Below are 25,760 nucleotides of genomic sequence, written 5' to 3'. Positions count from 1 at the left end.
ACCACGTCGGGGGGAGTCGAGTTGTTGGTTGCCGCGTGGGTTCTCGCCATCACGCGATTGCCTCCTGTACGTTCGCAACTGTCTCGGCGTGCTCGCCGGAGTCGTACTCCTTCCAGCGGCGACGGCACCATTCGCCCGAATACATCCCACTCAGGCGCTTCTGCGCGATTTTGTCGAACGATAGGGCGGCGTCGCCATTCCTCGTCTTCTCGTCGACGACGGTCCAGATCGCCAACTCCCGATACGCGTCTTCTTGGGAGATGTGCGAGTCGGATTCGCCCGATTTGCCCTCCTGACCATCGTCCCACGACCAGGGCGCGGGGTCCTTGTCGTTGGGCTGCCACATGGAGTCGGGCCAGCCGGTAACCGTCGGCGTGATCGGGTCGACGCCTTCCCGGTTCTTGACCGTCTCGTAGAACCGTGCAACCTTCTTCGACTCCTTCTCACAGACCGTACACAGCTCGCGAACGGCGGGGTGGAGGTCCTTGCCGTCGTGGCCGATGATGACGATAGCGCCCGCAAACTTCCGGATTTTGTAGACCAGCGTCGCGAGTTTCGTACTCGCTTCGTGGCCCTGCTTGCCCCGACCGGCCGCCTGACTCGACGCTTCGTCGAACAGAAACAGCACGGGACGGGTATTCTCGGCGAGAATGTCGTCCATCTCCGAGTGCATCACCTCTTTCAGCTGCGCCCAGTTCGACACCCAGCGCACGCGCTCGTGTTCGTCGGATAGCGTTCGGATATTCGTGAGTACAAGCGCGTCCTGGTGGCCTTCTTCGACGCGCTCCTCGACCCAGTGACGGGCGACGAGCGAGCCAGAACGAGTCTTTCCCGTACCGGGTTCGCCATAGATGTAGAGCCGGAGATGCCGCTGAACGGCTATCTCGCGAATGTGCTCGATGTCGCGCCAGCCGGACACGTCGATTTCGTCGTTCTGACTGCCGACCTGCTGGCGGAGATCGACCGCGTCGCCCTGGTCGACGGCGCGGGCGAACGCCTCGGTCTGCTGGGTACCCCGCCACCGCCGGTAGGTCGACAGCTCGGTCACGCTATCGGGCCAGTCGCCGTCGATCCAGCCGCGGTGGTAAGCGCGCTTGTAGACACCGTGCAGCGCGGTGAGCGTCTGTCGTGTCTTCGTGTTCCCGACTTCGCCAGCGTGGGGCAGGACGTGAGCGTTCTCGCGCTTGTGGCGGCCGTCTTTCCAGTCCTTCGCCTCACTGCTCGCCCACTCACCGGAACCGCCCTCGTCGCGACTCACGGATTCTCACCACCGTCTGCGACGGCGTCGGTCATCTGGTCATGGTCATCGAGCGAGTCCAGGTCGCCGAGGTTGCCCTTCGCCTCCCGAAGCCACTGTCCGTCGTCGTCGGGCGCGGGCGCTTCGGGCAGATCTTCGACTTCGCTCTCCATCTCGTCGATGAGCGCCTGGATCTCCACCTCGGGCGCGACGTTCGCTTTCTCGTCTTCGCTGGCAGCGAGTAGAAGGGTCGCGTCGTGAACCTGCGTGGCGTAGCTGTGGACGGTCGATTTGAGCTGACTGTACGCTCGCTTCACCCGGTGGTGGTGCTCGTAGATTTCATCGACGCGAGTCGCCGACTCCCACGCATCGGACGGCGGGAGTTCGGCTTGCTCGCAGCCGCGAACCTCCAGTTCCTCGATGTCGTCGTAGTACTCGAACGCAGTCACGACCGCGTCGAACGTTCCATCATCGGGCCGGAGTGGACTGTAGCCGGTGACGGTCTTCTGCTCCCAGAGGTCGGGTGCGACGCCTTTACCGTCGTACTTGGCGGTCTCGAAGTTGTCCCCGTCGACAGTACCGGGGTCTGCGACGCCGACCTTGACCCATTCGTGGGGGTCGAGCCACTTCGCGAGGCGGTCACCGACCGCATAGGCGGGGATTGCGAGGATGGCGACGGGTGCGGCGAAGTTCACCAGTTCCGGCGGTGGCGAGGGGACGGTCTCGACGGCCCAGGCAGCCCACACGCCGACTGCGAGCACGGTCAGGGTGATTGGGACCTTGTACTCCGCGAGGAGGTAGACGGCGTAGTCCCAGCGGCTCGCGAAGGTGGGGCGGTAGCGGTCACTCAAGTTCACGCACCCCCTGGGGAGGATTCCGCTTGTGCTTCCAGGCAGCTAGCGAGACCATGCAAACCGCGACGCCGAAGCCACCGAGCCAGCCGCCCGTCGACGAGGTCGCACCGAACGGATTCGCGGACGGCAGGTCCGTCGAGATGACGAATTCCTTCTCAGTCGTCCAGACGGTGACGGTCGACGCACCGCGCCATGTCTCGACGTCGAGCACCACACGCTGACGGCCACGATCAAGCCAGACCTGACGCTCGTAGGAGCTCATGTCGACGGCAGCGAGGTCGTCCCCCCCACGTTCGTTGGCGGCCTTCATCGCACCCATGCTGTCCTGCCACCCGAGTAGCGTCGCAGGTAGTTCCGAGTGGAGTACGAGCACGATGCGGCCGGGCCGCTTTTCCATATCGATGAGCGTGACGCCTGCACCGAGATCGGCGCGAATCGCCGAGGCGTTCTGGCCATCCGGTACTGTCGTGTTCATCTCGGTCGAGTTGTCCCCGTCTTGTTGTGCGTAGGTTACCCCAGGGACAGCACCTGCCGAGACGAGCACGAGCGCGATGACCATGACCGCGGCCCGTTTCACGGGGTGACCACCTCGATGTAGAGCTTTACACCGATGCCGACGAGCACGGCGGCGATGGCGAGCATCACGACGCCGCCACCGAGGGCAAAGCCTGCCCCCGCACCGATATCGGGCCAGCCGATACCTCCTCCACTGCCACCATTAGCGGCTTCTTCGATGCGCTCCTGTTCTTCCTGACGGAGCTCGATCATGCGGTCGAGCTTCTCGCCGAGCTCCTCGTAGTCGTTCGTGCGGTAGTTGTACTCCTGGCCTTCGACCACTTCGATTGCATCGCCGTCCTTGTCGGTCGCGCCGGTGAGTTCGAATGGTTCAGTCAGTACTACGCTCCGGTTGGAGGCTTCGACGTGGAACGTCAGCGTGCCGTTCCCGTTGGCGGGGTTGTAGGTCGTGCCGACGGTCCAGTTACCGGAGCCGTCCGGCGGGTCACCGACGGCGAGCCCGGTCAGCTCCTCGGTGGTGTTGTTCGCGGTGAACTCATCGGTCGAGATCGTCATCGAGCCCGTCGTGTTCAGGTTGGGGGTCGTCGCTCCGGCCTGGGCGAGCGCGACGACGGAGTAGAACGAGTAGCCCGTCTCGTCGAGGTTCTGGCTACTGTCCATCGCGGCCGCCTGGACAGACTGGTACTCCTCGATGTCGAGTTCGCCCCGGACGTAGCTGCCGTAGAGCCCGTTGACGGTGCTGTTCATGTTGTCCAGCATCTGCTGGTTCTGGCTCTCGATCTCGGTGACGATGGCCCACCAGCGCGAGCCGTTGTAGACGTGGACCTGCTGGCCGTCGTATTCGGAGAACACGTCGACGTTGGCGACGCCGTCATTGCCGTAGTCGTCGTTCCCGACGAGAGTCGCACCTTCGACGAGCGGGCCGTAGTACTGGCCGATGCCACCGCCGCCGACGTGGGAACCGTCACCCTTCGCGTCCATCGCGGCGAACTGGACGACGGAGCCGTTGGGGAGCGTGTAGTTATAGCGGTCGACGACTGTGCGGTTGGTGATGCTCAGGTCAAGTCGGTCGTCATTGGCTGCCCAGTCGATGTAGAACGTACTGCTGTTGAGGGATTCGTTGCGTCGTACCTCGTCGAGATACTCGAACTCTTCCCACTTCGCGTTCCGGTCTGCAATCACGTTCTGGAGCATCCGGCTGTAGTACCGCCGGACAGCATTCCGAGCCGCTACGCGCGTCTCTGCCTGCGAACTGTTGTTCTCCAACGCGTTCAGTGTCGCCACCTCGGCCTTCGTCCACGCCACAGTACGGGCATTTTCGAGGCTGTTGTGGTGCCGTCGAGGAAGCTGTCAGACGACACAGCAAGCGTTCCAGCACGAGAGTGGATGTCCTGCATCTCCTGCTCTTTGTTGCCTTGGCGAATCTGCTCGATACGACACTCGGTGGACTTGTCGAAGTTGCCCTGGAGCATGTCGACGGCGACACCGATCACGTCGCGGCCACAGGGGTCTCCGGCGAAGCCGGTGCCGTCGTCATCGTCGTCGGGCATCGTAGCCGCAGCTGGTGCGACAAGGGCGGTCGAGACGAGCAGGAGCGCCATGACCATGACCCGGAGCTTCATGCGAGGCTCACCCCGAACCAGACGAGCGAGCCGACGAGCACGACCGCACAGAACGCGAGGCCGACCAGGCGGGCGGTCGGATCACTCACGACTCTCACCCCGGTTGGGTTGGCGGTCGATGACGCGCTGGCGGATGCCCGCCGTGGTGATGATGCGTTCGAGCTGCTTGGTAGTATCCGGGTCGAAGCCTTGGAGCACGATTCTGCCGGGTTCTGCGGGTTGGTTGGTACTCATGAATGGGTAGGGGTAGCGGGGTTACTCGACGTAGCTGACGAGAATCGCGCCGCCGGACTGGACCATCGCGAGGATGAACGAGACGGCGTCGATGCCGACGAAAGCCCGGACAGCCGGAATCAGCACGTACGCCGGAACGATACCGAGAGTGACGGCGAGGATTAAGAGCTCGTAGTTCTCGTAGCTACTGCCGTCGATCTCGTTGGTGGCGACAATCCAGACGGTGCCCGCGATAGAGAGGAGCGCGGCGGCGGTCAGCTCCACGCTGGAGGCCGACCAGAGCACGTCCGAGAACGCGAAGTTCCCGAACACGTTTACTTGCATCCCGATGGTCCCGAGGGCGATAGCGCCCATGAACGGGACGAGAATCAACGCTACTACGTCGACGAGGTCGATCTGGTTTCTCGACATACTACAGATAATCCGACGAGAACCAGCACTTCAAGGGGATTTCAGCGAGGGATGGATGACGGGAACCGGGGTTGACCAGGGCGTACTCGAATCTGGCTACTCGGCTTCGAGCTCTGCAGCGTCTACTTCTCCGGCGAGGTAATCCTGTCCAGTCTCGGAGATTGAGTAGACACCATTCCCGAGATTCGTAGCTAATCCGTGCGGAACCAGCTGTTCACGGAGCCGTCGACCGATGTACTCGGCTCCGAATCGCATGCGGGAATCTTTCGCCATTCTGCTAGGTGGGTGTGGCCCTTCCTCTGAGAGGAATTCGAGAATCCGGTCATCAGCGATTGTCATCCAATCAGCGACCAGCCGCATACACCTCGATTCAGGTGGAAACCGGATATACACAGTGCTAAATGTGTATCTGGTTGTTCCAGTATAATTGTTAGCCCCTCACACCTAACAGTTATTAGTTCCGAGCAAACAATTGTTTGTTGAAGGCTCCACACGGACCCAAAGCTCACCGAGTGAGGGTCTGTCTGAAAATGCGGCCCCCGATGCAGGCACATCGGGCCCGCGTGGGGTCTCGTATCTTCGGTACGAAACCCATGTCCGACGATTACAGCACGAGGGTTAAACCCTCGCACGAGACAGCCGTATCGCCATATCCTGTCGACAGTTGGTCCCAGTCCTGTCGCACTTCGCGCGGTCTTCGCGACCGACGGGGGTGGGCAAATGACTGAGGACTTAGATCCGCTACCTCCCGAGCTGGGTGTCGACCTGTACATCGACAGCCGGAAAGACGACACTGCGCAGTGGACCCGAACATCACAGACTGCCCGTCTCCGGCCGTTCATCGAGTGGTGCGAGGAGAACGACGTGGGAACCCTGGCTGACCTCGACGGTCGAGATCTCTACGAGTACCGCGTGTGGCGACGGGAGGGGAACTACTCGGGAAGCAAGGTCGACCAGCTCGCTGGTACCACGCTCAAATCCTCGATGACCACGCTTCGTCGGTTCCTCAAGTTCGCGGCGACCATCGAGGCAGTTCCGGAGGAACTCTACGACAAGGTGCCCGTCCCGAGCATCGAAAAGGGTGGGGACGTGAGCGATTCGAGCATCGATCCCGAACGAGTCCCTCCGATTCTCGAATACCTCGAAACTTACGAGTACGCCAGCCGCACCCACGTCATACTGCTGTTGCTGTGGCACTGTGGAGCGCGGACTGGTGGCATTCGTGCACTTGACCTTCGGGACATCGACCTGGACGGCGATCAGCCGGGTGTCGAGTTCGTCCACAGACCGGAGACGGACACGCCACTCAAGAACCAGACTGGCGGGGAACGCTACAACCGAATCACCCCGCGTGTCGCTCGAATCGTTCAGGCCTACCTCGATGGACCACGCAAGGATAAGGAAGACGACTATGGCCGGAATCCGTTGATTACGACGCGAAAAGGACGGGTCAGCACGAGCTGTATCCGCAATACGCTCTACAAGGTAACTCGCCCGTGCTGGCTTGACAACGGGTGCCCGCACAATCGCGAGATCGACGAGTGCGAGGCTGTCGACCACACCTACGCCTCGAAGTGCCCTTCGACCCGGTCACCGCACGACGTGCGGAAGGCACGGGTGACGAAGTACCGCAACGACGGCGTCCCTCGTGAAGTGGTCTCCGACCGACTCGACGCTTCGGAGTTCATTCTCGACAAGCACTACGACCGCGCCTCGGAGCGCGAGAAAGCAAACCGCCGTTGGAAGCACCTCCGATGACTATGGAAAACGCAATCAGGCAAGGGATTTATCCGCGACAATCGCGTTCCTGCAGCGCCCATACATTTGGTATGAGATAACCACCAGACTGAGGGATGATTATCTGTCGAACGGGCCTGATTCTGTTTGGCGCGGCTGGCCTGTTCTACTACGTCGGCGTCTTCCTGCCACACGCCGAGCGGAACTGGTTCGCTGGTATTCGGACGCCGTGGACGCTCAGCAGCGACGAGGTTTGGGACCGGACCCACGCGCTTGGCGGTCGGCTGTTCAAACGCACCGCTGTTCTCACGCTTGTCGGTCTCTTCTTCGGGGACTATGCAATCTACTTCCTTCTCATTCCAGCGCTCCTGACAGCCGGGATTACTGCCGTGTAGGTCTCAGTGGGGGGCGTGCCGAAAGCGAGTATGTTCGCTCGTTCCCGTCGGGTGACTCCTCCTGTCTTCGGGAACGTTATCGGGGTTCGAACGACTCCGCGACACGGCGGCAGATGCTGCGGTAGGCGTCCGGGCAGGCGTCACCGGTGCCGCGCTCGGCGTAGACCTCGAACTCGTAGGTCGTATCGCCGTCGGTGGCGCTGAAGATCCAGATCTCCTGTGTGTCCGTGATGCGGTTGACTGCGGCGGTCCGCTCGCGGCCCTCGTAGGTGACGGTCGTGGCGGACCACGAGTCGGACTCGGTGTACGCTGCGCCGGAGTCGCGTCCGTCGTCCACGACCCGCTCGCGGACACTCAGGTACTGCTCGTACTGCCCGTCGTCGGATGGTGGGTAGCCAAAGCGGGTCAACGGGCCACCGAAATCGTCGGCGTCCGTGACGACGATCTCGCCGCCGAGTGGGTAGACGAACGTGTGGGCGAGCTCTCGGTCGCCCGGCTCGTACCGGCGGTCGGTGTCGCCGAACGCGGCGGCACAGCTGCCGGCAGGGCTGGTGTCTCCGCTCGAGTCGTCCGACTCGGTCGGGAGTCCGCTGGTCGTCGTTCCGGGAGTCGAGGTGTCGGCAGGGTCGGTGGTCCCGGTCGTGGCGTCGTCCGACGCTCCGTCGCTGTCGCCGAGGCAACCGGCGAGGCTCGCGGCAGCCAGGGTAGCGACGACCCGTCGTCGCGATACATTCGAACGAGTTGTCATGAGACCCGTCGACCATTCAACCCGATAACAGTATCGACTGGAGGCGACGAGTAGGGGCCGGCGCTGTCGCTCTCGGGTCGGCTTCGGTGGAGAAGTCGGTCACCCGGACGACACGCGACAGCGGGTCTACTGGATGTGCCCTTCGGCGCGGAGCTGGTCGGCGTCCTGGCTGGTGTAGCGCCATTCGATGTTGGCCTTCTCGTCCTGCCAGGACCACGGCTCGACGAGGACGACGTCGTCTACTTCGATCCAGTTCCGGTACTTCATCCGGCCGGGGATTCGGCCGAGTCGCGTCTCGCCGTCCTGACAGTGGACGCGCACGTGGTTCCCACCGAGGTGCTCGGTCACTGTCGCGAACAGCTCGTCGTCGTTGGGCATCCGCAGGTTTCGCCGCTCTTCGTTTTCACTCACACTCTCAATACGTCGGAGCGACGGTTAAATCCTCCGAGAGAGAGCCCACCACCCATGACCCGTCGACCGGCCGGCACTATCGAAATCGAGAACCGCGGGAGAACACGTATCTGAACGACGAAAATGGGCGTCTCTCTCATCGCTCTGGCGCTGCTCGATTTAAATCCCCGTCTCCGACGAGATACTTCGCGGGGTGGCCGAGTTCGTGCCGGTGTAGATCGCGATGCTGGGCGCGGCCGGAACAGTCGTCTACACGAACGAGCGTTGGCGGACGTTGGGCCTCGGGAACGGTCTCGTCGGTGCGGTGAACGGCCTCGACGAAGACTACCCCGACGTCTTGCGCGACGGGCCGGAGGACACGGGGACCGAGAAAGCTCACGACGGCATCCGGGCGATTCTCGACGGCGACGACTGCGGTCGCTCAGCGGTCGCCGGCAGCGGCCTCGACCAGTCGGTCGAACGCGCCGCTTGCGCCGTGGCAGTGGCAGTAGGTCCCGACGGTCCGGTACTCGGTCAGGCCGTCTTTTCCGTCGGTGATTCCCTCGCCGCGTACCAGCTCGAAGGCGAACCGTGCGTCGCTGTCCGGCGTCGCCGAGGAGTAGTGGAACTCGTGCCCACGGAGTCGGGCGTTCGCTGCCGCGGTCGGCCCGTCGGTCGTCGCCCGCAGTTCGACGTGGTCGAGTGCCTGGTAGCGCTCGTGCAGCCGGACGGCCGCCGGCAGGACATCGGCCATCCGGTACCGGTCGCCATCGACGGTCGTGAGCGACCGTGCTAGCGCCATCAGACCGCCACACTCTCCCAGAACGGGGATCCCGTCGGCGGCGCGCTCGGCGAGCGTCCCGAGAGCGGGCGCGTCGGAGAGCGCGGCGGCGTGGCGCTCCGGGTAGCCGCCGGGCAGGTAGACTGCGTCGCAGTCGGGGAGGTCGTCACCGGCGACCGGGGCGAAGGTGGTCACGTCCGCGAGCGTGCGAAGGTGCTCCATCGTCGCAGGGTAGACGAACCGGAAGGCGGCGTCGCGGGCGATGGCGACCGTCGGGCGCCGGTCGCTGCCGGCGCGGGACTGTTCGCCGTCGGCCGTCGCCGCCGGTCGCCGGGCGTCGCGGGCGAGGTCGAGGAGCCGGTCCGTCCGGACGTGGTCGGCGGCCTCGTCGAGCGCATCGTCGTCGACCGGGGCCTCGTCGCCCATGTGGAGTCCGAGGTGACGGTCGGGAATCTCGAGCCCCTCCCGTGGTGGGACCCGACCGAGGTACGTCAGGTCGTCGGGGAGCGCGTCGCGGATGCCGCGCTCGTGGCGGCCGCCGTGGGCTCGCTGTGCCAGGACGCCGACCACGTCCACGTCGATAGACAGCTCGTCGGCGTAGGTGCGGAACCCGAGCGCCGTGGCGGCGACGCTCTCCATCCCCGCGCTCGCGTCGACGACGAGAACGACCGGGAGGTCGAGGGCGGCCGCGACCGCCGCCGTGCTGGAGACGTCGCCGTCGTACATGCCCATGACGCCCTCGACGACGCAGATGTCGCCCTCGCCACGGTAGTAGTTCCGGCGGCAGCCGTCCTGGCCTTCGAGCCAGGTGTCGAGCGTGCGTGACGGCTTGCCGGCCACCTGGGCGTGGTGGCTCGGGTCGATGAAGTCCGCTCCGGCCTTCGCCGGCTGTACGTCGTGGCCCGCACGCTGGAGCGCGCGGATGGTCGCGAGCGTCGCGACGGTCTTGCCGACACCGGAGCTTGTCCCGGCGACGACGAGGCCCCTCACGGGACGGCCCTCATGACTGTGACCCCCTGGCGGTACCGGCGGCGAGCAGGTCGTCGACGAGTGCAACCATCGTCTCCCGGACCGTCGCCATCGGGAGGTCGTCGCGCGCGGCCATCGCGAGTGCCCCGCCCATCCCGACGCCCTCCTTCGCCTCGCCGGCGACGTAGGCGTTCGTCGCCGGGTGGTCCAGTGCCGTGAAACCGGGGTCGGTCGCACGGAGCATCAGGTCGAGGTCGTCGGCGAGGCCGTGGATTCCTGCGCTGTCGTCGTCGGCTACGAACGACGTGGTCTCGAGCGACAGCGGTCCGCCGACGCCGGCGTGCCGGGCGAGCGCTGCAGCGGCGGCGAGCTGGGTTCCCCCGGCGAGCCTGACCGTGGTGCCCGCCTCACTCGCACCGACCACGACCCCGGCGACGACCGCGAGTACGGGGTCCCCGACGCGTCGCACGGCTCGGACGGGTTCGCCGGCTGCACCACCGGGCGCGAGGTCGCTCGTCGCGAGCGCCGCGTCGACGACACGTCGCTTCCGCGGCAGCGGGTTCTCCGGCAGCGACGAGGAGACGGCCGGCCGCTCGCCCAGCGCGGTCAGCACGCCGAGCGCCGTGGTCGTGCCCCCGGGGATGGTCTCTGCGACCGCGATTTCGTCGTCGGGGAGCCCGGCGGCGAACGACCGCGCTCGCTCGAACAGCCGGTCCGCGTCCGGCACCGGGTCGACGTCCCTGATATCAGCGCCCGGCTCGTCCCCGATGTCCACGGTCGGTGCGGCGGTCGGTCGCGCCAGTCCGGCGTCGACGGCGGTCACGTCAAATCCGACGTGTTCGCGCACGGCGCGGGTGACGACCGCCGGCGTGGGACAGCCCGTCGGGCTGACGGGGACGACCGGCGACTGGACCGGCTCGCCGTAGTCCAGGATCTCCAGGTCAGCACTCGGTGTGTGAGGGAGGGCGTCCGCGTCGGCCCCGGCGGCGCTGATGCCGTCGATGGTCGCCGTCTGCGTCGACCCCGCGACGACGACGAGCCTCATGGCGACTTTACCCGCTGTGTCGGGTCGTCTTCGCCCCAGGCCCGGTCCCAGCTCGCTCGAAACATCACTACGTCGTATCTAGCACAACCTCACTTTAATTAGTCGGTCGATGGCGGTCGCTTCGCGGCTCACTGCCAGACCAGGGCGGAACGAAGCAGTCGACGGGACGGGGAACTCTTTACCAAAACTCGGAGTTTATAGCCTATGGTGACCGGGATCGAGGCGGGCTGGCTGTCGGTCGTTCCGGCGCTCGCCGTCGCATTCATCGTGTACCGGCTCCAGGGGAACGTCCCTTCGCTGAAGGACGGCGCCGACGCGACGCTCGTCTGGTTCAAGGGCATCCTGCTCGCGGCGGTCATCCTGATGTTCGCGAGGTCCATCCAGAACGCCGTCTCCCTGCTCGGCATCGGTGCGTTCATCACCGAGACGTTCGGCGACATCCCCGCGTTCATCGTCCCGGTCGCGGTGTTCGCGACGACCAGCTTCGTCAGCTTCTCCGACGGTTCGTCGTGGTCGACCTACGGCATCATGTTCCCCATCGCCATCCCGCTCGCCTTCGCCACGGGCGCGAACCTGCACCTCGTGCTCGGGGCCGTGTTCAGCGGCGGTATCTTCGGTGACCACACGTCGCCCATCAGCGACACGACGGTGCTGGCGTCCTCCACCTCGGGCAGCGACCACATGGTCCACGTCGGACACAGATTCCCTACGCGCTCATCAGCGCCGGGGTGGCCGCGTTGCTGTTCCTCACGCTCGGGCTCGTCCTGCCGGAGAGCTTCCGGGTCATCCCGTACTGAGCCGGTCGCAGCCCGGGTCGCTTCTCACTCGTCGCCGGGGTCGATTCCGAGCTCTCGATTCACGAGGTCGACGGCGTTCCGCACGGCACCGACAGAGGAGAGGTAGCCGCCGCCGACCGTCGCCTTCAGCGCCAGTGCCGCGCGCCCGGTGAACACCGTCGGTCCGACCTGGGCGACCGCGCCGTCGCCGACCGAGACGAGCCACCCCGGTGAATCGAAGTCGAACCGGTCGAGCCGCGGGTCGAAGTCGCCAGCCTCGCCGTCGCGCAGGTGGTCGACCATCCGGTCGATGTTCTCCGCAGCGACGCGGGCAGCGCGGATGGCAGACTGGGAGCTCGCCGGGGCCGCCTCGCCGTCGTCGTCGACCATCCGGGCGGCGTCGCCGACCACGAACGTCGTCCGGTCGAGCGAGAGCGTGCTCCGGACCACCGGTCGGTCGCCCGCCATCGCGTCCGGCCCGCGGATGCCGCCGGTCCAGATGAACTGGTCGTACTCGATGGTCGTGCCGTCCGTCAGGTGGACCGCATCCGCGGTCGCGCGCTCGACCGTCGCGCCCGTCCGCACGTCGACGCCGCGCTCGACGAGCTGGTCGTGGACCGCGCGCTGGAACCGCTCGGGGAAGTTCGGCGCGACGCTGTCGAACTGTTCGAGCAGCGTCACGGTCACGCCCTCCTCGGGCAGCGCGTCGAACTCGCCGAAGTCCTCGAACTCGGTGTCGAACTCGTCGTCGACGGCCTCGTCGGTCGCGGGCTCCGCGTCGGCCTCGTCGAGTGAGATACGGACCTCCTCCTGTTCGGCCGTCTCCGCCTGCGCCGCCGCCTCGCGGTCGTCCGCGGCGACCTGCGCCAGCTCCCCGGCGACCTGCACGCCGGACAGACCCGCGCCACCGACGACGACGTGACCATCCCGCTCGCGCACCGCGTCGAACTCCTCGCGAACGCGGGTGGCGTGTTCGAGGCGTTTCAGGGGCGTCGCGTGCTCCTCGACGCCCGGCAGGTCGTAGAACGCGGTCTCCGCGCCGAGGCAGACCGCGGCCACGTCGTAGGACAGGGTCGTTCCGTCGGCGAAGCGCACGAGGTGCTCCTCGCGGTCGACCCCGGTGACGCGACGCTCGCGCACCTCGGCACGGTCCACGAGGTCGGTCAGCGGGATGGTGATGACGTCGGCGAGGGAGGGCTTGCGGACGAGCCGATGGAGCTCGTGCTGGACGAGGTGGACCCCCGTATCGTCGACGAGGACCAGCTCCACGTCCTCCGGGAGCGTTCGCTCGAGCTTCTTCGTGAGTGTGACACCGGCGTATCCGGCACCGAGTACGGCGACTCGCATGGCTCATCCTTGGGTCTGGGACTCCTTAGCCAGCCGGGTCGGTGAACCATCCGCGTGCGACCGCCCGTCGAGACCGAAAGAGCGTAAAACGGGGACGGCGAACCGGTGGGTATGCTCCCCCGGTTCGTCGGTCGGCTCGGCCCCGCCGACGCGGTGACGACCGCCAACGCCGCACTCGGGTTCGTGGCCGTCGTCGTCGCCTTCAGCGACGTCGAACTCGCTGCGCGACTCGTGCTGCTCGGGGCCATCGCCGACGGACTGGACGGCGTCGTCGCACGCTACGCCGGCGGCTCGCAGGTCGGCCCGTACCTCGACTCGCTGGCGGACGTGGCGACGTTCTGTGTCGCGCCAGCGGTGCTCGTCTACGCGACGGTCGACGCCGCGTGGCCGGTCTCCTTCGACCCACTCACCGCGAGGACCGCCGCGACCGCGGTACTGCCCGCGCTGTTCGTCGCCATGGGCGTCGTCAGGCTCGGGATGTACACGGCCTACGACGCTGGCGACGAGTACACCGAGGGCGTGCCGACGACACTCGCCGCGACAATCATCGGCTCGACGGTGCTCTGTGGCGTCCACGACCCGACACTGCTGCTCGTCGGCACCGCCGCGTTCGTCTACCTGATGGTCTCGACCATCTGCTACCCGGACCTGCTCGCCCGCGACGCGCTGCTGATGGGCGTCGTCCACGCGCTGGCCGTGCTCATCCCGTACCAGTTCGGGCGAACGTTCCCGTGGGCGCTGCTCACCCTCGGGCTGGCCTATCTCGTCGCGGGTCCCCTGTTCTACTGGCGCGGCGGGTGGGTCGTCACGAAATTGTATGGAAACGCTTAGGGAGACGCTGGCCCGACACTCGCGCATGAACGTGACGGTAACGGGTGGTACCCTATGAGCGAGGACGAGGGCGACGCCGGCGACGAGAGCAGCGAGGAGGTCGCTGTCGCGGACGTCGAGGCCCTTCGCGAACGGCTCGACGCCATCAGCGAGGCCCTAGACGCCGCCGAGACCGAGCCCGAACTCGACGAGGTCGAGGCAGACATCGAGTCACTCGAGGAGGACCTCGAGGCCGCCGAACTCCCCGAGCCGGACGACGAGGACGAGGAGGACCCCGCCGAGGCACTCGACAGCGACCTCTCCGAGGCGCGTGACGACCTCGAAGAACAGCGCGGCCCCTACGGCGAGGACGTCGTCGCGAACGTCGAGGAGGCACAGTCCACGGTCGCCGACACACGATGGACGGAGGACGGCGAGCCGGACGTCCTCGACGCCGTGAACGACTTCCTCGGGACGGACCTGCTCGACGTCAGCGGGGACGCGGACAGCATCGAGGACGCCGAGACGTTCCTCGAGGACGCCGCCGCCACCGTCGAAGCCATGGGGCTCGACGCCGACGACGACGCGGAAGACATCGCGAGCCTGCTCGAGGCCAGCGAGGAGCTGCTCGCCGGCCTCGAGGACGCCGAGGAGTGGGACGACCTCTCCCAGAAGGAGATGCTCGACTACCACGGCTTCTACGACGTCGTCGACCACCGCAAGGACTTCCCGCCGGAGTGGAACGCCATCAAGACCTTCGAGCGCGACATGGACGCCGAGAAGATCCTCATCGGCCTCGAGATGTTCGAGTCCGACTTCATGGAGCGGCACTGCCTCGAGTCGCTCGAGAACTTCGGGCCCGAGGAGGCGCTCGACCCGATGATGCAGCGCGCCCAGCGCCGCGACAAGAGGGCCATCAGCATCCTCGGCAAGATCGGCAGCGACGAGCCCGTCGAGACGCTCGTCGAGTACGTCGACGCCGACTCCGACAAGGAACTCCAGAAGGTGACCTTCCGTGCGCTCGGGGAGATCGGCAGCGAGGAGGCGACCCAGGGCATCGCGAACAAGCTCGTCGCCGAGGACGCGATGACCCGCTCGCGGGCCGCCCGCTCCCTCGGCCTCATCGGCGACACCCGCGCCGTCGAACCGCTCGCGGACGTCCTCGAGAACGACGAGGACGACACCGTCCGCTCCAGCGCCGCGTGGGCGCTGAACCGCATCGGCACCGAGACCGCGCTCGACGCCGTCGCCGAGTACACCGACGACCACTCCTTCCTCGTCCAGGAAGAAGCGAAGAAGGCGGTCTGAACGCACCCTTCTTGTAGGAAGGCGGGGCCAGACCCCGCGTGTCCGGTTCGAGAACACTCGTTGCGGTCGTACTCCTCTGCCTGCTAGCGACTGCTGGTGCGGTCGCAGCCGGAGCGGACGCCGCCTCCGGTGACGTCGACGCACCGCCGAACGAGACCGGCAGCGACGCACCCCACCTCGTCGCGGTGCTCCCGAATCCCGTCGCAGCGGGTGACGCCGGGGAGTACGTCGTCGCGTCGTTCCCGGACGCGACCACTCTCGAAGGTTGGACCGTCGGCGACGACGACGAAACCGCGGGGCTCCCCAACGTCACCGTCTCGGGCCGGGTCGCGTTCACCGGGAAGCCAGCCGCTCTCCCCCCCGACGTGAACGAGTCCGTGGCGCGCGTCGTCGCGGTCGGGGAGTTCCCACGGCTCGCCAACGGTGGCGAACGGGTCGTACTCACACGGAACGGCTCACGGGTGGCCACGCTGGCCTACGAGGACGCGCCGGCGGCCGAACGCTGGACCGGCGACCGCTGGGTCCCCCGCGGGGCGACCGACTTCGAGCCAGCGCGCGGCGGCCCGGGACAGGTCCGTGCCTTCGTGATGCCCGACACGGCGGTCCCGCTGGACGCCATCGCCGCCGCGGACGACCGCGTCCTCCTCGCGGGCTACACCTTCACGTCCGACCGGGTGACCGACGCGCTGCTCGCCGCGGCCGAGCGTGGGGTAACGGTGCGGGTACTCGTCGACGACGCACCGGTCGGCGGGCTCTCGGCACGCGAGGTCGCGGCACTCGACCGGCTACGGGCCGGTGGCGTCTCCGTGCGGCTCCTCGGCGGCGAGACCGCCCGGTACGACTTCCACCACGCGAAGTACCTCGTCGCCGACGAACGGGCGCTCGTGCTCACCGAGAACTGGAAGCCGTCCGGAACCGGCGGACACGCGAACCGCGGCTGGGGCGTCGTCCTGAACGGCTCCGAGCCGGTCGGTGCCCTGAACCGGACGTTCAACGCCGACTGGACGGCACACGACGCCGCGCCCTGGCTCGACCGACGCGAGGCTGTCGACCCGGTGCGTTGCGAACCCGCGACGAGTTCGTACCCGAGCCGCATCGCGGCCAGTACGGTCCCGGTCGATTCGACGACCGTGCTCGTCGCGCCGGACAACGCCGAGGCGTCACTGGTCTCGCTGATCGCCGGCGCTGACTCCGCCGTCCGCATCGAGCAGATGAGCGTGGACGGTGTCGACACGCCGCTCGTGCAGGCTGCTCTCGCCGCGGCCCGGAACGGGACGCGGGTCCGGTTCCTGCTGAGCAGTGCGTGGTACGCCGAGGCGGAGAACGGGCGCGTCGTCGACCGACTGAACGCCATCGCGGAGCGGGAGGGGCTGGACGTGGAAGCCAGACTGGTCGACCCCGCCGGCCGATTCGAGAAGCTCCACGCGAAGGGGGTCGTCGTGGACGAGCGCCACGTCGTCCTCGGGAGCGTGAACTGGAACACGAACTCGCTCCGGGAGAACCGCGAAGTCGCGGTCGTCCTGACGGGCGACGAAGTCGGGCGATACTACGCCGACGCCTTCGACGCGGACTGGCGCGGCGGGAGCGACGGGGACGGCGTGCTCCGACCGCGGCTGCTCTGGGTAGCCGCTATCGCCGCCGCCGCGCTCGCGGTGCTGGTGTGCTGGCGACGGGTACAGTTCGAGTACGAGGGCGAGCTCCAGGGGTGAGCCGCGAGAAGGCGAGACGTTACTCCGTCAGCGGCGAGGTGCTGCTGAGGTCCTCGTCGAGGTCGGCCTCGGCCATCTTCTCGACGAGCGAGTCGATGACCTCCTCGCGCCGACCCTTCACGAACTTGATGGAGCCGACGACGAGGTGGCCGCCGCCGGAGACGCCGCCGCCGACGATCTCCTCGTCGAGCTCGGTCACCATCTGCGGGATGTCCAGCCGGACGCCGTCGGAGCGGAGGACGGCGAAGTCGGGGCCGTACCCGATGGTGATGACGGGGTCGCCCGTCTCCTCGACTTTCCGGTCGTGTATCTCGCCGGTAGTCTTGCCCGGCGCGGGGTAGGTGAACCGGTGCGCGTGGTTCTCGACGTCGATGGTGTAGAGGTGTGCGCCGTTGTCGAGCGGCTCGTGCTCGACGTGTGACATCGCGGCGTCGAGCTGGTCGTCGACGGCCTCCTCGGCGCGGGTCGAGAGCACGTCGACGAGCCGGCGGTGCCGGGACTCGTCGTCGACGCCGATGTTGAGCACGTCGTCGATGAGGTGGCGGCCCGAGTCGTAGCGGAGCCAGTGCGCGCCGTAGTCGAGCGCCTCGCTGATGTCCTGCAGGTCGTCCTCGTCGTAGCCCTCCGCGGCGGCGAGTTCGAGGTAGTCGTCCATGGCCTCGGCCTTCGATCGGTCCGAGAGTCCGGCGACGGCGGGGACGTGTCGCAGGTCGTCGGTGAGGTCCGGGTAGATCATCCGGGCGAGCTCGACGCACATCATGCCGGTCGTGATGCGGTAGTCCTCGTCGTAGAGGTAGGGGTTGACGTGGGCGTCGAGCAGCGGGTCGACCGCCTCCGGGTCGGGGTGGTGGTGGTCGAGTGCGAGGATGGGGATGTCGTAGTGCGCCAGCGTCTCGTAGGCGGGTACGTCCTCCTCGGTCGAGCCGTTGTCGAGCATCAGGACGAGCGGGAGCTTCTGGCCGTGCTTCGCGCGGTCCTCGAGCGCGAAGTTGAGGTCGCGCGTCGCGTCCTCCATCTCGTAGAACGGCGCCTTGCTAGGGAGGCGCTTGAACAGGTGTCGCGGCGCGTCCGGGTCCTGATGGACCTCGGCGATGAAGCCTTCGAGGGCGCGCTGGACCGGCACCGAGGCGCACATCCCGTCACCGTCGGCGTGGTGCCGGACGCGGATGGGGCGGCCCTCGATGACCGTCTTGCGGAGCATGCGGGCGACCTCGCGGATGTCGTCACGGAGCTTCTCGAAGGCGTCCCACTCGACGAGCGGCTCGACGTCGTGGGGTTCGGCCCACTCCTCGGTGGCGTCGTCGATGCGGTCGCGGACCTCGGACGCGTCGTCACCTTCGAGGCCAGTGAGGGACCCGACCTCGAGCTGGATGGCGTCCTCACGGGTCTCGACGACGCCGGTCACGCGGACCACGTCGTCGACGGCGATGTCCGGGTAGGCGCGGACGCCCGCGGCCTCGAAGGCGGCGGCGGGCACGACGCCGTGCTCGTCGCGGACCTGGAAGATGGTCGGGCCGCCCGTCTGCTTGATCTGTGTGACGATGCCCTCGACGTGGACCTGCTCGCCGAGGTTGGTGTCGAGCGCGGTCGTCGCGGTCGGCCGGTAGTCGTGGTCGACGACCTCGACGCGGTAGTCCGCGAGCTCGACGGGTTCGAAGGAGATGTCGCCGTCGTCGCGGACGTTGTCGACCTCGACGACGAGTTCGTCGTCGACGGCGTACGTGCCATCGAGGGTCGATTCGTGGACGAGACCCGAGACAGAGTCGGAGAGGTCGACGAAGATGCCGTACTCGACGATGCCGTTGACGGTGGCGAGGTAGGGCGTGTCGGATTCGATGTCTTCGACCGTGCAGTCGGGCGCGAGGTCGTAGACGATCGGCACGTCCCCGTCGCCAGCGTCGTCGCCGACGGAGTCGGTTGTCATGTTGGGCAAGAGTTCGAAACGACCGCGTATAACCCTTGTCAAGACGAACGCGCGCGCCGACGGCCGACCGCGGCTTTCGGAACGTTTAGCACCGGCGAGGCGTGAGTGGGGCACATGGGATTGTTCGACCGGCTCTTCCAGCGTCAGGGTGTCGTCGGTATCGCCCGCGACACCATCGACTTCGCGCTGGAGTCAGCAGAGGACACCCACCCCAACGAGTACATGGGGATGCTCCGCGGGACGCCCGCGAAGCACCTCGGGATGGACCAGCGGGGCTACGTCATCACCGACATCCTCGTCATCCCCGGGACCCGGTCGAACCCGGTGAGCGCGACGGTCGACTCGAACATGATTCCGAACGACATGCGCTCGCTCGGCAGCATCCACTCGCACCCGAACGGCGTTCTCCGGCCGAGCGACGAAGACCTCGCGACGTTCACCTCGGGCACCGTCCACGTCATCATGGGTGCCCCGTACGGCCGCAACGACTGGCGGGCGTTCGACCAGCAGGGCGAGTACCGGGACCTCCCGGTGCTCGACGTCGACCTCGAGGACCACGAGGAGTTCTTCGATTTTACACAGGCAGACATCGATGCGGAACTGCGACGAGACAAATGACTGCAAATCAGACGACCATCATCGCACAGGGCACGTTCGATATTCTCCATCCGGGACACCTCCACTACTTCTCGGAGGCCGCCTCGCTGGGCGACGAGCTTCACGTCATCATCGCACGGCGGGAGAACGTCACGCACAAGGAGAAACCCGTCCTCCCCGACCGCCAGCGACGGGACATGGTCGCGGCGCTCGAGATGGTCGACGAGGCGCATCTCGGGCACACCGAGGACATCTTCGTGCCCATCGAGCGCATCGACCCGGACTGCATCGTCCTCGGCCACGACCAGCACCACGACGAATCCGCCATCGCCGACGCGCTGGCGGGCCGGGGCATCGACTGTGAGGTGCGCCGGGCGAGCGCCCGGGAGCCGAAGTACGAGGGCGAGCTCCTCTCGACGGGCCGAATCGTCGACCGCATCCTCGAGCTGCGGGACGGCTGAACCGGGCGACGGGTTGCCGATACCATCATTAGGGTCGCCACCTTCTGCGAAGGCATGTCATCCGGACGGCCGGACTGCGGCCAGGACAGGTCGGTCTGCCTGCTCCGGAGCGGCTCGCTCGACGACGACCTGACTGGCCCGCTCCGGGACAGGGGTTTCACGGTCGAACCGCGCGAGCTCGCGCTCGGCTCGACCGCGGAGGCGGAAGCAGGACGATGTTTCACGCCTCCCGAGGACGCGCGACCGGACGCTATCGTGCTCGTCGCGAACGACCCCGCGGTGCTCGACGAGGCCGAGCTCGGCTCGTTCGAGCCCGTGGTCGTCGCGACGAGCGACAGCGCGGTCGAACGAGCGGTCCACACCGGCGCGTACCCCGTGTCGGGCGTCTGCCGCGTCACCGACGAGTCCGCGGCGGCCACGCTCGCGTGGGTCGTCGAGTCGGCGATCGATGTCCACGAGTACGAGGTCCGGACGGAACGGCTCCGGGTCGACACCACGCTCATCCGCGAGGTGAACACGGCAATCGTCCGGGCGACCTCCCAGACGGAGATCGAGCGGACCGTCTGTGAACGGCTGGTCGACACGCGATACACGCTCGCGTGGGTCGCCCCCGGCCGCGAGAACTCGGCCGGTGTTCGCGCTATCGCCGGTGTCGAGGCATCTGACACCGACACGCTGCCGCTGGCGACCGGTGGCGAGGGCCCACTGGCGACCGCACTGGCGACGCACGAGACCCAGGTCGCGCGGGATGTCCCGCTCGACGCTCGGTTCGCGCCCGACGGCGCCGCCGGCTCGTTCGACGTCGCGGTCGCACCACTCGTGTACGAGGACCGGTGTTTCGGCGCGCTCGTCGTTCACTCGCCCAGACGGGACGACGTCGACGAGCAGGCCCGGGACCTGCTCACCGACATCGCGGCGAACGCGGCTCACGCGATACAGGCGGCAGCCGACCGGGAGTCGGTCCGGCTGAACCGCAACCGGCTCGAGGCTATCACCGGCGCGATTCCGGACCTCGTCATCGTCTACGACGGGACGGGGCGCTACGAGGAGGTGCTGACGAACGAGCCGGTGCTTGGGCTTTCGGATCCCGCGGTGCTCCTCGGCCGGACGGCCCACGAGCTGCTGCCCCACGACACTGCCGACAAGGTCGTCCGGGCGGTCCAGGAGACCATCGAGACCGGGACGGGCCAGACAATCGAGTACTCGGTGCCGTTCGAGAACGAGACGTACGTCTGGGAGGCCCGGACGACGCTGCTCGACCGCGAGGGCGACGGCGGTGGGAGGGTCGTCTTCCTCGCCCGCGATGTCACCGAGCGCCGCGAGTACCAGGCGGCCCTCGAGGCGAAGAACGAACGTCTCGACGAGTTCGCGAGCTTCGTCAGCCACGACCTCCGGAACCCGCTGAACGTCGCACAGGGGACACTCGAGATGGTCGAGCCGGCCGACGACGACTCGGCGGCCAGCCTCGCCGAGGCCCGCGAGGCACTGGACCGGATGGCGGACCTCATCGAGGACGTGCTGGCGCTCGCTCGACAGGGTTCCGTCGTCGAGGACCCCGTGCCGACACGGCTCGAGCCTGTCGTCCACCGGGCCTGGGCCTCCATCGAAACCGGGGACGCGACGCTCGACGCCGGGGCGGACCTCGGGAGCGTGCTCGCCGACGGCGACCGGCTCCAGCAGCTGTTCGAGAACCTCTTTCGCAACTCGATGGAACACGGCTCCAGCGCCGACCACCCGGCGACCGTCCACGTCGCGCGAACTCGCGCCGGGTTCCGCGTCGTCGACGAGGGGCCCGGTATCCCGGACGAGAACCGCCAGGAGGTGTTCGAACACGGCTTCTCGACGAACGACTCGGGCACCGGCTTCGGGCTGGCGATCGTCGACCGCATCGCCTCCGCCCACGGCTGGACGGTGCGAGCGGTCGACCCACCGTCGCCCGACCGCGGGGCCTGCTTCGAGATCGCAGGCGTCGAGTTCGTCTGAGCCGTCGCTGTCGGTCGTCGGCAGCCGGAAGAAGGGGACCGATCCTCAGATGTAGCCGTGCTCGGCGAGGCGTTCGACGCCCTCGCGGAGCCGCTCCTCGCTGGCCGCGTAGGAGAGCCGCGCGTAGCCGGGTGTCCCGAACGCACTGCCCGGCACCGTGGCGACGTGAGCCTCGTCGATGGCGCCCTGGCACCAGGCGGCGTCGTCGTCGTCTACCGGGAGCATCATGTAGAACGCGCCCTCGGGAACGGCGACGTCGACGCCGTGGTCGGCGAACAGGTCGACGAGCATGTCGCGGCGGGCCTCGAATGCCTCGGTCATCTCCGCGACGGCCTCGTCGCAGTTCTCCAGCGCCTCGACGCCGGCGTGCTGGACGAAGTTCACCGCGGAGGAGACCGAGTGGCTGTGAATCTTCCCGGCCTGGGAGACGAGTTCTTCGGGCCCGGCGAAGTAGCCGAGCCGCCAGCCGGTCATCGAGTACGCCTTCGAGAAGCCGTTGAGCGTGATGGTGCGGTCGCCCATCCCGTCGAGCGTGCCCAGCGAGATAGCCTCCGCGCCGTACGTGATCTCCTTGTAGATCTCGTCAGAGATGACGAGGATATCGTGCTCGACGGCGAGGTCGCGCACGCCCTCCAACGCCTCGCGGGAGTACACCGCACCGTGGGGGTTGCCCGGCGAGTTGACGACGAGGAGCTCGGTGTCGTCCGACACCGCCGCCGCGAGGTCGTCGAGCGCGGGCTCGAGTGAGAAGTCGTGTTTCGCGGTGTCGACGCGGGTGAGCGAGCCGCCCGAGAGCTTCACCATCGCCTCGTAGGACACCCACGCCGGGTCGAGCAGGGCGACCTCGTCGCCGTCGTCGATGAGCGCGTTGATGATCTCGTACAGCCCCTGCTTCCCGCCGGGCGTGACGATGACCTGGTCCGGGTCGTAGTCGAGCCCGTCGTCGGCCAGCTTCGCGGCGATAGCCTCCTTCAGCTCGGGGATGCCGTTCGACGGCGCGTAGCCGGTGTGGCCGGCGTCCATCGCGTCCTTCGCGGCCTGCACGACGTTCTCCGGGGTAGGGAAGTCCGGTTCGCCGACGCTCAGGTCCACCACGTCGACGCCCTCGGCCTCCAGCTCGGAGGCGGCGTCGGAGATGGCCAGCGTCGCGGACGGTTCGACTCTCTCGACTCTCGCTGCGAAATCCATGCTCATAGTCGTTCTACCAGTTTGACAGCACCCTCGACGGCCTTCGCGGCGTTCTCGACGCGCTCCCTGGCCTCGGCACCGCTCATACCGGGGCCGGTGACGCCGAGCGTGACCGGGAGGTCGCGGTCCAGGCTCACGTCGGTGAGCTTCTGGGCGGTCGCGTGCCCGATGACCTGGTCGTGGTCCGTGTCGCCGGTGACGATGGCACCGAGCACCGCGACCGCGTCGACATCGTCCCGGCGCGCCAGCCGGTCTGCGGCCAGCGGGGCGTCGTACACCCCCGGGACGTGGACGGTCTCCGCGACCGTCGCGTCCGCCTCGGCCGCCGCGTCTCGCGCGACCGACTCCATCTCCTCGGTGACCGAGGCGTTGAACTCCGCGACCACCAGTCCGAGCGAGGTCATGCGAGAGTCGTCGGAATCGTCCGTCAAAGGTCTACCGTTATGGACAATGCGGAGCGGTAGCGAGGGGCTCGAAGCTGGTCGACTCCGCCAACCGGCGACGGCGAGCAGTCGAGGGCTCACGAGGCGGTGTTTCCACTCCTGCCGGAGACGAGTGACAGCTGGACAACTCGACACAGGAACGGAAAGCGTATGCCCGAGGGGTGGACAGTTCGACAGCAATGGCAGACGCGGCGGCAGCCTCGGCTGACGACGACGGCCCCGTAACCGGCGACGGTTCCGGCACGGAATCCGAGTCGGCCGACCGGTCCCTCCTCGGGGCGGTCCTCGCCTGCTCGCTTCTCGCGACCGCCCTCAGACTGCTCGACCTCGGCGCACGGACGGCCCACTGGGACGAGGGCCGTCACGGCTACGCTGTCCTCCGGTACGGCGCCACCGGTGTCTGGGAGTATCGGCCCATCCTCCACGGACCGCTGCTCGCGCACGCGAACAGACTGTTGTTTGACGTTCTGGGAGCAGGCGACGCCGTCGCCCGGCTCCTGCCGGCGCTCCTCGGTGGGATGCTCCCGCTGGCGGCGTGGCTGTTCCGGGAGCGACTCCGCCGGAGTGAGGTCCTGAGCCTCGCGGCCCTGCTCGCGGTGAACCCGGCACTGCTCTACTACTCGCGGTTCGCCCGGTCGGACCTGCTCGTGGCGACGTTCGCGTTCGTCACTGTCGGGCTCCTCGTCCGGCTCCTCGACACGCGGGACCCGGGCTACCTGTACGCCGCGAGCGTCTCGTTCGCGCTCGCCGTCGCTTCGAAGGAGAACGCGCTGGTGTACCTTGCCTGCTGGCTCGGGGCGGGCGCGCTGCTCGTCGACCATCGACTGTTCTGGAAGCGCTGGTCGCTGGTCGGCGACGGCGACCGGCGACTCGCCGCGCCGGACTGGTTCCGCGACCGCATCGACGAGGCGGTCCTCCTGTTCGCGGTGCTCAACCCGGTCGTGGTCGCACTGCTCCCCGGCGTCGGGCGGTTCGCCGTCATCGTGCTGCTGCTGGTCGCGCTGCGCTGTGCGCTCTGGGTCGTGCCCGACGAGGGGGAGGCGTTCCCGGCAATCGTTGGCGTCGGCGTCGCCGCGCTCTCGATACTGGTGCTCGTCGGCGACGGCGTCGTGGCGACGTACGCGGTGGCGTGGCTCGTCGCCGGGGCGTACGTGCTCGGCGTGCTCCTCCGGGGCTCCGCCGCGGGACGGACGCTCAGTCTGTGGCGCGGGCCGGTGCTCTTCTCCGGCGTCGTGTTCACGGTCGTCGTCGCCGCGCTGTACCTTCCTCGGGGGCAGAGCCTCGACGCGGTCGCTGGCGACCCGCTACTGCTGGCCGACCTCGTCGAACAGGCCCTGTTCGGGAGCTGGACCGCCGCCAGCGAGCTCTGGTTCGGCTCGGTGCAGGACCAGTCCCTGCTTCCATACACGACGTTCTTCCTGCGGACGCTGCTCGCCGGCGCGGCCGTGACAGTCGTGTTCGGCATCGCGGGGTTCCTGCTCGACCGCTACCGCGACGGCGGGTCGCGGGACCTCGTCGCCTTCTGTGGCTACTGGGGCCTCGCCAGCGTGCTCGTCTACCCCGTCGTCATGTACGGGATGGGGCCCTGGCACGCGGTCCACGTCGCGGTCCCACTCGCGATGCCCGCCGCCGTCGCCCTCTCGCTGGTCTACCGCTGGGGCCGCGACGCCGTCACTGACCGCCGCACCGTCCCGGCCGCGCTCGCGGTGCTCGTCCTCACCGGTGCCGCGGGCACGGCCGTCGGCGCTGCGGTCACGACATCGTATCACTCGCCGGCGTCGCCGGACAACGGCCTGGTCCAGTCCGGCCAGCCCGGCACGGACCTCGACCCGGCGCTCGCGCAGGTCTCGGCCGCCACCGCCGGCCACGGCGGCGGCCCGGACGTACTCTACTACGGTGCGTACTTCGCGATGGACGACGAGTCCGCCGCCGACAGGCTGCCCGTGACCGACGAGTACGGCTGGCGCAACGACAGCTACCGGCAGCTCGCCCGCAACGAGGCGTGGTACAACCGTCTCCCGCTGCCCTGGTACTTCGAACAGCAGGGTCTGGAGACGGCGAGCGCCCGGAACGCGACCGCGCTCCGCGCCGCGCTGACATCCCCGCCGCCCGTCATCGTGGCGCGGGCGGTCCACCGGGACACCGTCGCCCGCGAACTCGGCGGCGGCTACGAGCAGTACGACCTGCAGCTGACGGTGAACGGGACCGACACGGTCGTCTTCGTCAACGCGTCGACCGGCCGATAGAGCAAGCGTTAAGCGCGCTCCTTCGGAAG

25 protein-coding genes and 1 pseudogene are annotated in these 25,760 nt (G+C 67.6%); 10 read left to right on the top strand and 16 right to left on the bottom strand.

The features are described from left to right. Positions 1 to 49: 49 nt before the first annotated feature. From NO978_RS14140 to NO978_RS14105, 8 genes are all read right to left on the bottom strand, one after another. Positions 50 to 1,258, bottom strand: a complete 1,209-nt coding sequence (locus NO978_RS14140; protein WP_257300241.1) for an ATP-binding protein — start codon at positions 1,256 to 1,258, stop codon at positions 50 to 52. Beyond that, positions 1,255 to 2,088, bottom strand: a complete 834-nt coding sequence (locus NO978_RS14135) for a hypothetical protein (protein ID WP_257300240.1) — start codon at positions 2,086 to 2,088, stop codon at positions 1,255 to 1,257. The genes NO978_RS14140 and NO978_RS14135 overlap by 4 nt, the downstream gene beginning before the upstream one ends. Beyond that, positions 2,081 to 2,668: a hypothetical protein gene (locus NO978_RS14130; RefSeq protein WP_257300239.1), complete on the bottom strand. Its 588-nt coding sequence runs from the start codon at positions 2,666 to 2,668 to the stop codon at positions 2,081 to 2,083. Before NO978_RS14130 ends, NO978_RS14135 begins: the two co-directional genes overlap by 8 nt. Further along, complete coding sequence (locus tag NO978_RS14125) at positions 2,665 to 3,891, bottom strand: hypothetical protein (protein WP_257300238.1); 1,227 nt, start codon at positions 3,889 to 3,891, stop codon at positions 2,665 to 2,667. The genes NO978_RS14130 and NO978_RS14125 overlap by 4 nt, the downstream gene beginning before the upstream one ends. After that, positions 3,879 to 4,229 (bottom strand): hypothetical protein, encoded by a 351-nt coding sequence (locus tag NO978_RS14120; RefSeq protein ID WP_257300237.1) that lies wholly within the window; start codon positions 4,227 to 4,229, stop codon positions 3,879 to 3,881. Before NO978_RS14120 ends, NO978_RS14125 begins: the two co-directional genes overlap by 13 nt. An 81-nt stretch (positions 4,230 to 4,310) precedes the next feature. Beyond that, entirely contained in the window at positions 4,311 to 4,463 is a 153-nt protein-coding gene (locus tag NO978_RS14115) for a hypothetical protein (RefSeq protein WP_257300236.1), read from the bottom strand. A 21-nt stretch (positions 4,464 to 4,484) separates the two neighbouring features. Further along, the gene (locus tag NO978_RS14110) at positions 4,485 to 4,874 is read right to left on the bottom strand and encodes a hypothetical protein (protein WP_257300235.1); all 390 of its coding nucleotides are present in this window, start codon (positions 4,872 to 4,874) and stop codon (positions 4,485 to 4,487) included. Between the two features lie 96 nt (positions 4,875 to 4,970). Further along, complete coding sequence (locus NO978_RS14105) at positions 4,971 to 5,234, bottom strand: MarR family transcriptional regulator (protein ID WP_257300234.1); 264 nt, start codon at positions 5,232 to 5,234, stop codon at positions 4,971 to 4,973. A 360-nt stretch (positions 5,235 to 5,594) separates the two neighbouring features. Between NO978_RS14105 and NO978_RS14100 the strand changes: the two genes are divergently transcribed. Next, complete coding sequence (locus tag NO978_RS14100) at positions 5,595 to 6,632, top strand: site-specific integrase (RefSeq protein WP_257300233.1); 1,038 nt, start codon at positions 5,595 to 5,597, stop codon at positions 6,630 to 6,632. Between the two features lie 110 nt (positions 6,633 to 6,742). Next, positions 6,743 to 7,006, top strand: a pseudogene (locus NO978_RS14095) (SdpI family protein); the annotation flags it as partial. 76 nt (positions 7,007 to 7,082) lie between these two features. Here the strand turns inward: NO978_RS14095 and NO978_RS14090 are convergent. From NO978_RS14090 to NO978_RS14075, 4 genes are all read right to left on the bottom strand, one after another. Further along, positions 7,083 to 7,754 (bottom strand): hypothetical protein, encoded by a 672-nt coding sequence (locus tag NO978_RS14090; protein WP_257300231.1) that lies wholly within the window; start codon positions 7,752 to 7,754, stop codon positions 7,083 to 7,085. Between the two features lie 126 nt (positions 7,755 to 7,880). Continuing rightward, positions 7,881 to 8,165: a translation initiation factor eIF-1A gene (locus NO978_RS14085; RefSeq protein WP_089732944.1), complete on the bottom strand. Its 285-nt coding sequence runs from the start codon at positions 8,163 to 8,165 to the stop codon at positions 7,881 to 7,883. 421 nt (positions 8,166 to 8,586) lie between these two features. Then, the gene (locus NO978_RS14080; protein ID WP_257300230.1) at positions 8,587 to 9,915 is read right to left on the bottom strand and encodes a cobyrinic acid a,c-diamide synthase; all 1,329 of its coding nucleotides are present in this window, start codon (positions 9,913 to 9,915) and stop codon (positions 8,587 to 8,589) included. A 10-nt stretch (positions 9,916 to 9,925) separates the two neighbouring features. Next, positions 9,926 to 10,939, bottom strand: a complete 1,014-nt coding sequence (locus tag NO978_RS14075) for a nicotinate-nucleotide--dimethylbenzimidazole phosphoribosyltransferase (RefSeq protein ID WP_257300229.1) — start codon at positions 10,937 to 10,939, stop codon at positions 9,926 to 9,928. 204 nt (positions 10,940 to 11,143) lie between these two features. On the opposite strand from NO978_RS14075, the gene NO978_RS14070 reads away from it, so the two are divergent. Further along, positions 11,144 to 11,842 carry a Na+/H+ antiporter NhaC family protein gene (locus tag NO978_RS14070; protein WP_257300228.1) on the top strand — a complete coding sequence of 233 codons (699 nt, stop codon included), beginning with the start codon at positions 11,144 to 11,146 and terminating at the stop codon, positions 11,840 to 11,842. Here the strand turns inward: NO978_RS14070 and NO978_RS14065 are convergent. After that, positions 11,761 to 13,062 carry an NAD(P)/FAD-dependent oxidoreductase gene (locus NO978_RS14065; protein ID WP_257300227.1) on the bottom strand — a complete coding sequence of 434 codons (1,302 nt, stop codon included), beginning with the start codon at positions 13,060 to 13,062 and terminating at the stop codon, positions 11,761 to 11,763. The two genes, NO978_RS14070 and NO978_RS14065, sit on opposite strands and share 82 nt — an antisense overlap. A 111-nt stretch (positions 13,063 to 13,173) precedes the next feature. On the opposite strand from NO978_RS14065, the gene NO978_RS14060 reads away from it, so the two are divergent. Genes NO978_RS14060 through NO978_RS14050 form a run of 3 tightly spaced genes read left to right on the top strand, consistent with a single transcriptional unit; the run spans position 13,174 to position 16,889 of the window. Next, positions 13,174 to 13,893, top strand: coding sequence for a protein sorting system archaetidylserine synthase (locus NO978_RS14060; RefSeq protein WP_257300226.1), 720 nt, complete (start codon positions 13,174 to 13,176; stop codon positions 13,891 to 13,893). Between the two features lie 54 nt (positions 13,894 to 13,947). After that, positions 13,948 to 15,180: a HEAT repeat domain-containing protein gene (locus NO978_RS14055; RefSeq protein ID WP_257300225.1), complete on the top strand. Its 1,233-nt coding sequence runs from the start codon at positions 13,948 to 13,950 to the stop codon at positions 15,178 to 15,180. A 38-nt stretch (positions 15,181 to 15,218) separates the two neighbouring features. Beyond that, on the top strand, positions 15,219 to 16,889 hold the full coding sequence (locus tag NO978_RS14050) for a phospholipase D-like domain-containing protein (protein ID WP_257300224.1): 1,671 nt from the start codon (positions 15,219 to 15,221) through the stop codon (positions 16,887 to 16,889). Positions 16,890 to 16,908: 19 nt separating this feature from the next. Here the strand turns inward: NO978_RS14050 and NO978_RS14045 are convergent, their stop codons facing one another. Continuing rightward, on the bottom strand, positions 16,909 to 18,813 hold the full coding sequence (locus NO978_RS14045; RefSeq protein WP_257300223.1) for a DHH family phosphoesterase: 1,905 nt from the start codon (positions 18,811 to 18,813) through the stop codon (positions 16,909 to 16,911). A 114-nt stretch (positions 18,814 to 18,927) separates the two neighbouring features. Between NO978_RS14045 and NO978_RS14040 the strand changes: the two genes are divergently transcribed. Genes NO978_RS14040 through NO978_RS14030 form a run of 3 tightly spaced genes read left to right on the top strand, consistent with a single transcriptional unit; the run spans position 18,928 to position 21,854 of the window. Continuing rightward, complete coding sequence (locus NO978_RS14040; RefSeq protein WP_257300222.1) at positions 18,928 to 19,431, top strand: Mov34/MPN/PAD-1 family protein; 504 nt, start codon at positions 18,928 to 18,930, stop codon at positions 19,429 to 19,431. After that, positions 19,428 to 19,871: an FAD synthase gene (locus NO978_RS14035; RefSeq protein ID WP_257300221.1), complete on the top strand. Its 444-nt coding sequence runs from the start codon at positions 19,428 to 19,430 to the stop codon at positions 19,869 to 19,871. Before NO978_RS14040 ends, NO978_RS14035 begins: the two co-directional genes overlap by 4 nt. Positions 19,872 to 19,925: 54 nt before the next feature. Then, the gene (locus NO978_RS14030; protein WP_257300220.1) at positions 19,926 to 21,854 is read left to right on the top strand and encodes an ATP-binding protein; all 1,929 of its coding nucleotides are present in this window, start codon (positions 19,926 to 19,928) and stop codon (positions 21,852 to 21,854) included. A gap of 45 nt (positions 21,855 to 21,899) precedes the next feature. Here NO978_RS14030 and NO978_RS14025 read toward each other — a convergent pair whose 3' ends face one another. Together NO978_RS14025 and ribH are read right to left on the bottom strand one after the other, a co-directional pair. Then, a complete protein-coding gene (locus NO978_RS14025; RefSeq protein ID WP_257300219.1) occupies positions 21,900 to 23,048 on the bottom strand; it encodes a pyridoxal phosphate-dependent aminotransferase in 1,149 nt (382 codons plus the stop codon). Further along, positions 23,045 to 23,446 (bottom strand): 6,7-dimethyl-8-ribityllumazine synthase, encoded by a 402-nt coding sequence (gene ribH / locus NO978_RS14020; protein WP_089732964.1) that lies wholly within the window; start codon positions 23,444 to 23,446, stop codon positions 23,045 to 23,047. The genes NO978_RS14025 and ribH overlap by 4 nt, the downstream gene beginning before the upstream one ends. Positions 23,447 to 23,664: 218 nt before the next feature. On the opposite strand from ribH, the gene NO978_RS14015 reads away from it, so the two are divergent. Continuing rightward, positions 23,665 to 25,731: a flippase activity-associated protein Agl23 gene (locus NO978_RS14015; RefSeq protein WP_257300218.1), complete on the top strand. Its 2,067-nt coding sequence runs from the start codon at positions 23,665 to 23,667 to the stop codon at positions 25,729 to 25,731. The last annotated feature ends 29 nt before the right edge of the window (positions 25,732 to 25,760 follow it).

The organism is Haloarchaeobius sp. FL176, assembly GCF_024609245.1.
Classification (GTDB): domain Archaea; phylum Halobacteriota; class Halobacteria; order Halobacteriales; family Natrialbaceae; genus Haloarchaeobius.
This window is presented reverse-complemented; position numbering and strand designations above follow the sequence as displayed.

Bases quoted from the DNA above. Each gene is read 5' to 3' on its own strand.
- NO978_RS14120 (WP_257300237.1), bottom strand. From the start codon at position 4,229: ATGAAGCTCCGGGTCATGGTCATGGCGCTCCTGCTCGTCTCGACCGCC.
- NO978_RS14115 (WP_257300236.1), bottom strand. From the start codon at position 4,463: ATGAGTACCAACCAACCCGCAGAACCCGGCAGAATCGTGCTCCAAGGC.
- NO978_RS14110 (WP_257300235.1), bottom strand. From the start codon at position 4,874: ATGTCGAGAAACCAGATCGACCTCGTCGACGTAGTAGCGTTGATTCTC.
- NO978_RS14105 (WP_257300234.1), bottom strand. From the start codon at position 5,234: ATGCGGCTGGTCGCTGATTGGATGACAATCGCTGATGACCGGATTCTC.
- NO978_RS14100 (WP_257300233.1), top strand. From the start codon at position 5,595: ATGACTGAGGACTTAGATCCGCTACCTCCCGAGCTGGGTGTCGACCTG.
- NO978_RS14090 (WP_257300231.1), bottom strand. From the start codon at position 7,754: ATGACAACTCGTTCGAATGTATCGCGACGACGGGTCGTCGCTACCCTG.
- NO978_RS14075 (WP_257300229.1), bottom strand. From the start codon at position 10,939: ATGAGGCTCGTCGTCGTCGCGGGGTCGACGCAGACGGCGACCATCGAC.
- NO978_RS14070 (WP_257300228.1), top strand. From the start codon at position 11,144: ATGGTGACCGGGATCGAGGCGGGCTGGCTGTCGGTCGTTCCGGCGCTC.
- NO978_RS14065 (WP_257300227.1), bottom strand. From the start codon at position 13,062: ATGCGAGTCGCCGTACTCGGTGCCGGATACGCCGGTGTCACACTCACG.
- NO978_RS14060 (WP_257300226.1), top strand. From the start codon at position 13,174: ATGCTCCCCCGGTTCGTCGGTCGGCTCGGCCCCGCCGACGCGGTGACG.
- NO978_RS14055 (WP_257300225.1), top strand. From the start codon at position 13,948: ATGAGCGAGGACGAGGGCGACGCCGGCGACGAGAGCAGCGAGGAGGTC.
- NO978_RS14045 (WP_257300223.1), bottom strand. From the start codon at position 18,813: ATGACAACCGACTCCGTCGGCGACGACGCTGGCGACGGGGACGTGCCG.
- NO978_RS14040 (WP_257300222.1), top strand. From the start codon at position 18,928: ATGGGATTGTTCGACCGGCTCTTCCAGCGTCAGGGTGTCGTCGGTATC.
- NO978_RS14035 (WP_257300221.1), top strand. From the start codon at position 19,428: ATGACTGCAAATCAGACGACCATCATCGCACAGGGCACGTTCGATATT.
- NO978_RS14030 (WP_257300220.1), top strand. From the start codon at position 19,926: ATGTCATCCGGACGGCCGGACTGCGGCCAGGACAGGTCGGTCTGCCTG.
- NO978_RS14025 (WP_257300219.1), bottom strand. From the start codon at position 23,048: ATGAGCATGGATTTCGCAGCGAGAGTCGAGAGAGTCGAACCGTCCGCG.
- ribH (WP_089732964.1), bottom strand. From the start codon at position 23,446: ATGACCTCGCTCGGACTGGTGGTCGCGGAGTTCAACGCCTCGGTCACC.
- NO978_RS14015 (WP_257300218.1), top strand. From the start codon at position 23,665: ATGGCAGACGCGGCGGCAGCCTCGGCTGACGACGACGGCCCCGTAACC.